7 protein-coding genes are annotated in these 8,634 nt (G+C 51.4%); 4 read left to right on the top strand and 3 right to left on the bottom strand.

Going from position 1 to position 8,634, the window contains the following annotated elements:
- The first annotated feature begins 682 nt into the window (after positions 1-682).
- Both AC4GL5_RS18020 and AC4GL5_RS18015 read left to right on the top strand, forming a co-directional pair.
- On the top strand, positions 683-2,482 hold the full coding sequence (locus tag AC4GL5_RS18020; protein WP_490384193.1) for a protein adenylyltransferase SelO: 1,800 nt from the start codon (positions 683-685) through the stop codon (positions 2,480-2,482).
- Between the two features lie 151 nt (positions 2,483-2,633).
- On the top strand, positions 2,634-3,038 hold the full coding sequence (locus tag AC4GL5_RS18015) for a hypothetical protein (RefSeq protein WP_490384192.1): 405 nt from the start codon (positions 2,634-2,636) through the stop codon (positions 3,036-3,038).
- A 268-nt stretch (positions 3,039-3,306) separates the two neighbouring features.
- On the opposite strand, the gene AC4GL5_RS18010 is transcribed toward AC4GL5_RS18015, so the two are convergent.
- Positions 3,307-4,743 (bottom strand): aminotransferase-like domain-containing protein, encoded by a 1,437-nt coding sequence (locus tag AC4GL5_RS18010; RefSeq protein ID WP_490384191.1) that lies wholly within the window; start codon positions 4,741-4,743, stop codon positions 3,307-3,309.
- A gap of 244 nt (positions 4,744-4,987) precedes the next feature.
- Between AC4GL5_RS18010 and AC4GL5_RS18005 the strand changes: the two genes are divergently transcribed.
- A complete protein-coding gene (locus AC4GL5_RS18005; protein WP_490384190.1) occupies positions 4,988-6,148 on the top strand; it encodes an aminotransferase-like domain-containing protein in 1,161 nt (386 codons plus the stop codon).
- 182 nt (positions 6,149-6,330) lie between these two features.
- Here AC4GL5_RS18005 and AC4GL5_RS18000 read toward each other — a convergent pair whose 3' ends face one another.
- Both AC4GL5_RS18000 and AC4GL5_RS17995 read right to left on the bottom strand, forming a co-directional pair.
- The gene (locus tag AC4GL5_RS18000) at positions 6,331-7,038 is read right to left on the bottom strand and encodes a type 1 glutamine amidotransferase (RefSeq protein ID WP_490384189.1); all 708 of its coding nucleotides are present in this window, start codon (positions 7,036-7,038) and stop codon (positions 6,331-6,333) included.
- Between the two features lie 587 nt (positions 7,039-7,625).
- The gene (locus AC4GL5_RS17995; protein ID WP_490384188.1) at positions 7,626-7,865 is read right to left on the bottom strand and encodes a DUF2789 family protein; all 240 of its coding nucleotides are present in this window, start codon (positions 7,863-7,865) and stop codon (positions 7,626-7,628) included.
- 153 nt (positions 7,866-8,018) lie between these two features.
- On the opposite strand from AC4GL5_RS17995, the gene AC4GL5_RS17990 reads away from it, so the two are divergent.
- Entirely contained in the window at positions 8,019-8,540 is a 522-nt protein-coding gene (locus tag AC4GL5_RS17990; protein ID WP_490384187.1) for a GIY-YIG nuclease family protein, read from the top strand.
- Positions 8,541-8,634 lie beyond the last annotated feature (94 nt).

Genomic DNA, 8,634 nt, shown 5'->3' with positions numbered 1-8,634 from the left:
AATGCCGTCACATCAGTGCAATAGCGTGTTGCGCTCAGAGTCTGCAACCGCCCCCTGAATTAACAAAAACACTTGATGAAAATTTTAGTAAATTAATAGATTTGCCCGTAAAAGTAATTGATATTAGGGATGGTGAAAGTGAAATGGATGAATATTTAGATTATTGATAATGCATTACGAGCTATTCCAAATCTGAAAAAAATTAAACTATCTGAGTCAAATTTATTTGGAGCCTTTAGCCTGTGTACTCCGATAGGTAAAACTATACTATCAATGGAAGGTGGTGAAAATATCTGCATAGAACCGAAAAGCCAGAAACGAGAACATACTCATAAGTTGATTCTTGAAGAAATAACTAAATTTATAGATGATTGATAGACTAAATTGTCATCCCCATTTTTATAATCGAATGTAATCTGCTCTACGTGGGTGATGATAATGGCTCTAATGGTGAAAAAAATTCAGTTCTTTGTCCGGCAGCAATGAATTATAACCGTGCTTTTTTAAGTAAATAAGACTCCATTAAAATTGGCTCTACAGCTGCTTTTTTATTTGCCTTGAATCCAGCCTAAAAATAACCCTACCTTGTGTCCCGTTGTTTGCCTGCCGCCGTACTACCTATAATCCCCACATTAAAGACACCGAACCAATCCCCCCAGAAATTAAAGGTGCAGGCGTTATCGTGAAAACCTCTACAGAATCCACCGCAACCATCAACTCTCAGGATGATCTGGCGAACTGCCTCGATTACTCCCTGATGGACACACTGACCCCTGACCCGGATGCCACGGTCGATGGCGCTGACCATAACCCCCGTCAGGTATTCAGCGGGCACTATGTGCCGGTTGCGCCAACGCCTATCGGGCAGCCGGAGTATATCGCCCATAGCCCGACCTTCTTCCGTGAGCTGGGGCTGAGCGACGACCTCGCGCAGGATGACAGCTTTACCCGACTGTTCAGTGGTGATCTGGCGAACCAGCCTGAGGGCTTTCGTAAAACCGGTTGGGCGACGGGCTATGCCCTGTCGATATACGGTACGGAATACACCAAGCAGTGCCCGTTTCAAACCGGTAACGGTTATGGCGATGGTCGCGCGGTGTCTGTGGTGGAAGCGGTGCTGGGCAATCAGCGCTGGGAGATGCAGCTGAAAGGCGGTGGCCGCACGCCCTATTGCCGGGGCGGTGATGGCCGTGCGGTGCTGCGTTCCAGCGTGCGGGAGTTTCTGGCGCAGGAGCACATGCACGCTTTAGGTGTGCCCACCAGCCGTTCGTTAACCCTGTATGTGTCCAGAACCGATGCGGTGAAACGCCCCTGGTATTCCGAAGGTTCCCGTTCCATGGATCCGGATCGAATGGTGGCTGAACCCGTAGCGATCACCACCCGTGTTGCGCCGTCGTTTATTCGTGTCGGTCAGTTGGAGCTGTTTGGCCGTCGTGCCCGTAAGCAGCAACCCGGTGCTTTGGCCGAGCTGGAACAGCTGGTGCGCCATCTGATCCAGCGGGAATACTCTGATGAAATCCAAACGGACCTGAGCCTACCGGAAAGTGTTCTGCCCCTTGCCAAAGCCTTCCGTGGTCGGCTGACTAAGTTGGTGGCGAACTGGATCAGAGTCGGTTACTGCCAGGGCAACTTTAACAGTGATAACTGTGCCGCTGGTGGCTTCACGCTGGATTACGGCCCCTTCGGTTTTATCGATGCTTTTAACCCGCATTATCAGCCGTGGACGGGGGGCGGTCAGCACTTCGCCTTTATGAATCAGCCGGTGGCTGCAGGTAAAAACTTCGGCAGTTTCTGCAAGGCGCTGCTGCCGTTACTGGCGGATGAGCCGGAGGCGTTACGCCAGCTGCATGAGATCGAGCGTGCTTTTGATAACGCCATGCAGGCGGAGATGGAAGCGATGTGGGCGGCCAAACTCGGCTTAAGTCAGTTTGATACAGAGCTGTTCCGTCATCTGGAAATACTGATGATGCTGACCCCAGTGGATTACACCCGTTTCTTCCGTATTCTTTCTGATCTGTCTTTTACAGGTTTGTCGGCTGAAGCGATGGCGGACGACCTCAATACCCTGAAAGCCAGTTTCTATAACGGGGAAGGTTACCAAGCGGTCGCCCTGCACCCAAGATACGATCTGGATCATGCTGAGATGGATCGCCGCTGGACCGAGTGGTTAAGCCAGTGGCGTGAAGCGCTGATGCGTGAGGCGGTAGAAGCCGGTGAGCACGGTGAAACCCCACGTTCAGAAGCGGAAGTTCGCGCTGGAATGAAAGCGGCTAACCCGAAATATACCCTAAGGGAATGGCTGCTGGCACCGGCCTATCAGGCCGCCGCGCAGGGGGATTACAGCCTGATCCATGAGCTGCAAAGCGTGATGACACAACCCTATGGGGAGCAATCCGCAGAGATCGACGAACGCTTCTACCGACAAAAGCCGATTGCAGCCTTTGGTGCCGGTGGTGTCTCGCATCTGAGTTGTTCTTCATAGACGTGACCCGCGGCATCAACAGACGTTTCTGTTAACGGCTACTCATATTCCGCCCTGCAGCGCAGTGGTAAAGACCTTACAATGATGGGCTCTGACACTGGCGGAAATCTGTCCGCAGGCGGTTTATCTGAAATGGAATTTGAGAGCGGTTATGAACGAAAACCAGAGACGTATCAACCGAACCCTTGCGGGCTATGCCTGTTCCCTGATGAATGATACCAAGTGGCGTGAAGTGCTGGATCTGGTTGGGTGTTATAACCAGCAGGTCCAGTTTGCTTTTGTCCGGGATGAAACTTTTCTCTCTTTGACAGCTTTTCCGGAAGGCGGGACGAAGGGTGACTGCAGCACAGACTGCACAGCGCATGGTCCGTTTTTTCTGCGGGAGATTTATGCGCTGCACTGTCCCCGGCCGGATGAAAAAAAAGATCCGAAAACCGGTAGAAAATACCGGGATGAAACGGATTACAGGCGTTTTATTGCCGCCCTTAAGGCCCTTGGTCAGCTGCCTTTGGCTGAAAATGAAACCGGGCTTACTCTCTATGCTTACCGCAAATAGTTTTTGTCCCGCGGTAAAACAACTCGTTTTTAAATATTGAACTGACCGGGCTTAACCGGCTGTTACACAGGAAGGCTTATGTTACAGACACTTGTACTGGTGATCTCCCTTGAGGATCAGGGGCTGGATGATGGTTACAGTCTGGAAGTGGCAAGCTGAATGAACAGCAGAAAGCGCTTACTGGCCCGGCTGCCGTTATTGGCTGCTGCGGGTTATCAGGTTCAGGTATTAACGCATTACCTGCAACACACATGTCTGGCCTCGCTGTTTAAAAACAGCGCCCGATTCTTTTAATCCCTTCCAGCACTTCCTCCTCCGGGCAGGCGCAGCAGTTGATGCGCAGATACTGGCTATAGAGGTCACTGGTAGGGGAGAACACATCCCCCGGCAGAAACATCACGCCTTTTTCCAGGGCCTTATGGTGCAGTGGCATCGCCATAAAAGGCTCCGGCAGTTCTACCCAGAGTACAAAACCTGCCTCGGGTAATGACACCCGCGTGCCTTCAGGGAAATAGCGCAGCACCCATTCACGGGTCTGATGCACCCGCAGCTTGTGCTGACTGGCGATCTTGCGCACCGAGCGTTGATACAAACCCTGTTCCAGCATATAGGCGACGCTCAGCTGGCAGGGGGTGCTGACGCTGACGTTATTCTGGAATTTTCGAGCCGTAGCGGAGGCGGTATCCCCAGCGGGCAATAACCAGCCCACCCGCAATGAGGGTGACAAACTTTTGGAAAAAGAGCCGCACTGGCTGACCACGCCGTAGGGGTCCAGGGCCCGTAATGACCGCACATGACGGTCCGCATAGGCTAGATCCAGACAGATCACATCTTCAATCAGGCGGGTGCCATGGTGATAGCAGAGTTCGATCAGTTCCGTTTTCTTTGTCTCTTGCATGACAAAGCCCAGCGGATTGTGTCCTACCGGGTTGACCACACAGGCATTGACCTTGATCGCGGACATCATGGTGGCGAGGTGGTCCAGATCGATGCCGGTTTCCGGTGAGGTGGGAATCTCCAGCGCCTTAAGACCGAGACTTTCCAGCTGCTGCAGAATGGTGAAGTAGGTGGGTGATTCAATGGCCACCACGTCACCGGGTTTGGTGCACTCTGTCAGGGCGATCCGCAGGGCTTCGGTGCAGCCGTTAGTGATCAGCAAGTCTTCCGGTGTGCACTTCACCCCCTGTTGGTTCAGGTGCTGGGATAATGCCTGTTGCAGTAAAGGCTCACCACCAGAAGGGCTGTAACCACCATAGGCCCATTGGGGCTTACGGCTGATCTGTCGCTGAATTTTGGCCAGAGCATCCAGGGGCAGAAGTGCGGGTTCAGGTACGGCGGTGCCCAGATTGATCAGGGGGTGTTCTCGGCCCATAGAGAGCATACGAATGACCAGATCACTGACTTTAACCCGCTCAGCTGCCGGGTTAGCTGCCGGTATCTGAGGCCGTAGCTTGCCGGAAGACACTCCGCCAGCCGGGTAATAGCCGGAGCGGGGACGAACAATGACCAGCCCCTGATCAATCAGGTACTGATAGGCGCTTTGGGCACTGCTCAGGCTGATATCAAACTGCTCTGCAACTAAACGTAAGCTGGGGAGCTTCTGTTCGGGGTTGGCATGACGAATCACCTGCTGATAGAGCTTACGTCCCACCTGCTGGTAAAGCGGCTGCTCCGGGGGGCTGTTCAGCTTAGTTCTTAAGGTCATGGAGTTCAGACATCTGTTTGTGGCTTTTGAGCATTATGGTAAAATTTCTGCAAACTGTGTGTCAGTTATTTTGGTCTGTATGGGGCTGTTTTAGCAAACTGTATCTTTTCTGTGTGCCCCTTCCATTTCCATAATGTCACTATAAAGTCTGAGATCATCCGCAGTATTGCGAAACGGGTTTCACTACGACCGGATTGAGTCTCAGAGACAACAAATATCATCATTTGCAAAAAAGGATCACTCTATGTCCAGCCCCTCACCGGAACTGAAACTGTCCGCTTACGCTAACCGTCTGCCGGGTTCTCCTGTGCGTGAGATTTTGTCGGTCAGCCAACAACCGGGCATGATCTCTTTTGCCGGTGGCCTGCCTGATGCCTCTGTTATGCCAGAGATGCCAGAACTGGGCGACCTGAGCAGCATTAAGCAGTACGGCACCTCTGACGGTGAAGCTCTGGTAAAACAGGAGCTGGTTAAGTGGCTGGGCAGCGAAGGTCTGACTTGCACCGAAGATCAGATTCTGATCACCTCCGGTTCTCAGCAGGGTCTGGATCTGGCAGCACGTATTCTGGTGGATGCCGGTACTCAGGTTGTGGTTGAAGATCCGACCTATCTGGCGATGCTGCAGGTTCTGCGTGGCCTGGGTGCTGATCTGCTGCCATTTGATCTGGGTGAAAACGGCGTTGATCTGGAGTCTCTGGAGAAACAGCTGAAAGATAATAACCCACGTATGGTTTATCTGATTCCGACTTTCCAGAACCCGACCGGTTACAGCTACACCGAAGCCGAGCGTATTGCCGTTGCAGAACTGCTGGATCGCTATGATGTGACTCTGATCGAAGACGACCCGTACCGCGTTCTGAACTACGATAACGCTTTCACCCGTCCGATCTGCTCTTACCTGAAGAAAGCGACCTGGATGTACATGGGTTCTTTCTCCAAGATGCTGTGGCCGGGTCTGCGTACCGGTTATGTGATTGCACACCCTGATCTGTACCCTTGGATTCTGCGCGCTAAGCAGGCGACGGATCTGCACTCTAACCGTCTGGGTCAGAAGATCATTGGTGACTTTATGGCGGCCGGTAGCCTGCCTGCACACGTTGAGCGTCTGCAGAACCACTACCGCGTTAAGCGTGACCTGATGCAGAAACTGCTGAAAGAGTACCTGCCTGCGTCTGTGACGTGGAAACTGCCTGCGGGTGGTATGTTCTTCTGGCTGGAGCTGGAAACCGATACCCGCGATGTTCTGACTAAAGGTATTGAAGCTAAGGTTGTGCCTCTGCCGGGTACACCGTTTGAAGTTGAGAAGTCTGCCGGTAAAGCCCTGCGTCTGAGCTTCAGTCAGATGACGCCGGAAGATATGGAAGAAGGCCTGAAGCGTCTGGCTAAGGTTTTGGAAACCCTGTAAGGATCTTGAGACGCTTTAGGTTTCTTGAGAGCTGTAAACCCCGCAGATTTTAATTTGCGGTGTTTACAGCGCGCACAAAAAAGCCGGAATTTATCCCTGATAAATTCCGGCTTTTTGATGTCTGGCGTTTGGTTTTTTTACAATTTGCGCTTGAGTGCCGCCACCATCCTGTCTTAAACGTCTTAGCTGGTGGTTGCTGTTGCCTCAAGCTGGGCCCGCATGTAGCTCATAATTTGCTCCATACGCTGGTTGGCTTCGGAGAAGAGTTCCAGATCCACCAGCATGGCTTCAGCGGGCTGTGTATGAGGGCCGTCCTCTTCAATCTCATGACGGCAGGCATCGACCAGTTCCCGGGCAGCATTGGGAGTCGTTTCCAGATGGAATTGCAGAGCAACGACACGGTCCTGATAGATAAAGCCCTGTTGCTCGCAGCCTTCGCTGCTGCCGATGGACTTAGCGCCTTCCGGAAGGGTGAAGGTGTCACCATGCCAGTGGAATGCCTGAAACTGCTGTGGCAGCCCCAGTACCATGGCGTTTGGCGTAGCGGTAATCGGAAACCAACCGATTTCACGGTCTTCATTTTTACTGACGGTAGCTCCCAGCACCCGTGCAATCAGCTGAGAACCCAGGCAGACGCCAAGCAGCATTTTATCCTGATCAATCGCTTCACGGATAAAGCGTTTCTCTGCCTGCATCCAGTCCACATTAAAGTCATCATTGGCACTCATCGGGCCACCAAGAATCATCAGCAGATCATAGTCATTGTGAGATGGCAGATTATCGCCTTCGAAGAAACGGGTCGTGGTCAGCGTATGGCCATTTTTTTCTGCCCAGCGAGCAATGCTGCCCGGTCCTTCATAGGGAACATGCTGAAAAACGTGAATTCGCATCAATGCTGCCTCGTTTGCTGAAAACTCTGTGACCCGGGTGCAGTGCTGTCTGTTCCCCAGTCTTCCATTTTCGGAAGATCACCGGTTGCAGTGGCCGGCAACAGGATAACGAACGGTCCGCTAAATTTTGAGTACTTACTCTGTTTTAGCAGAGTAACGGATTGCAGGTCAGGGGAAAAGTGAGATGTACTTTTTATGACTCTATTCATCGGTGTGTGAAACCTTGCTGTTTCATTTCCTGATGAAGGCATTCCGTGCAGAGATGCAGCGTTTTTGGGATTCTGCTCCAAATCAAGGACTGGGGGCTGAGTGTAAGCCACAGAAAAAGGGTTTTCAGAAAGGGTTGCCAAGTAGCAACTGGGAGGTTCGCTGTTTGCAGTCATATACCGTCGATACAATTTCAGAATTGTTAAACCAAATCAGGAGGATAACAGGAAATCAACCCGATGCAATATAGCGAAAGCGCTAATGGATAAGCATCCGGTCCGGGTGTATTTTCCACGCTGACCGGATGCAAAACGCTTAGTCAGTTGATTTTATGTTTCCTAAATTGAAAATCCCGAGCTAATTTTGTATCGTTTAGCTGGTTAGTCCTGTTCAGACATTGCGCTGTGCAGGGTGTCGATCACTTCGCTCCAGTCAGAGTCTTCATCCAGACCCTGTGCCAGAAAAGCGGCCTGTACATCTGTAAAGCAACTGGCTTCGTAGATGGGCTGGTCGGCAGGGATAGGGCTGTTATCTTTGATAAATTGCTGGATAGAGGCATCATCACTGGGTAAACCAAGCTGATTAAACAGGTTGGTCATATTGTGGGTAGATAGATCCATATCTGACTCCTTTATGCTTGCGAAAATCAGATCATCTCTGCTCGTTGCAGGTAAATGATCTATAACAACTACACATTGGTCAGGTAACCAAATAATAAAAACTCGCCTGAACCACTATAGAAACACAGACTTAAGAACGCTAACAGGGATCCTATGAAAAAAATAAAAGACCTGTCACGTCTCGAAATTGCTGAACTGACCCGACAGCTACCAAAAGAAAAGGGAACGTATCTGCTTTTTTTCGAGATGAAACACGCCCGAACCATTCGCGTTGGTAAACTGACTGAAACCGAGTTCGCTCCTGGCTTTTACGCCTATGTGGGCAGTGCTTTCGGCCCCGGCGGACTGCACGCCCGACTCAGGCATCATCTGAGTATCAGTGAGCGCTGCCATTGGCATCTGGACTATATCCGTCCGGCGATGCATTTTCTTTCCCTATGGATTACCGAAGATATTGAGCCCCGAGAGCATGACTGGGCCGGAGTGCTGCAAAACCTTCCGGGTTCTCAGGTGCCGGTAAAGGATTTGGGGGCGACGGACTGTCAGTGCCAGGGCCATTTTTTCCGCTTTGATCAACTACCGTCTCTGTGCGATTTCCGCAAACTACTGCGTGAGCACGACATGATGGGGGCTACGGTTGATGAGGTTTGCCGCTATCATCTAAAGGCAGCCTGATAATCAACAACCTCAAGAGGTGAGCGGATCAGACGATGACTGTCTAGTCCTGATATAAGTTGACACTTTTTTACAGCGCCCGATGAACCTCATC

It is taken from the genome of Oceanospirillum sp. (assembly GCF_982874595.1).
Note: the sequence above shows the minus strand (reverse complement) of the source record. Positions and strands in the feature narration are given on the sequence as shown.

What these genes read in the sequence shown, in the direction of transcription:
- AC4GL5_RS18000 (WP_490384189.1), bottom strand. Translation starts at nt 7,038, where the DNA reads ATGCGAATTCACGTTTTTCAGCATGTTCCCTATGAAGGACCGGGCAGC.
- AC4GL5_RS18005 (WP_490384190.1), top strand. Translation starts at nt 4,988, where the DNA reads ATGTCCAGCCCCTCACCGGAACTGAAACTGTCCGCTTACGCTAACCGT.
- AC4GL5_RS17995 (WP_490384188.1), bottom strand. Translation starts at nt 7,865, where the DNA reads ATGGATCTATCTACCCACAATATGACCAACCTGTTTAATCAGCTTGGT.
- AC4GL5_RS18015 (WP_490384192.1), top strand. Translation starts at nt 2,634, where the DNA reads ATGAACGAAAACCAGAGACGTATCAACCGAACCCTTGCGGGCTATGCC.
- AC4GL5_RS18010 (WP_490384191.1), bottom strand. Translation starts at nt 4,743, where the DNA reads ATGACCTTAAGAACTAAGCTGAACAGCCCCCCGGAGCAGCCGCTTTAC.
- AC4GL5_RS17990 (WP_490384187.1), top strand. Translation starts at nt 8,019, where the DNA reads ATGAAAAAAATAAAAGACCTGTCACGTCTCGAAATTGCTGAACTGACC.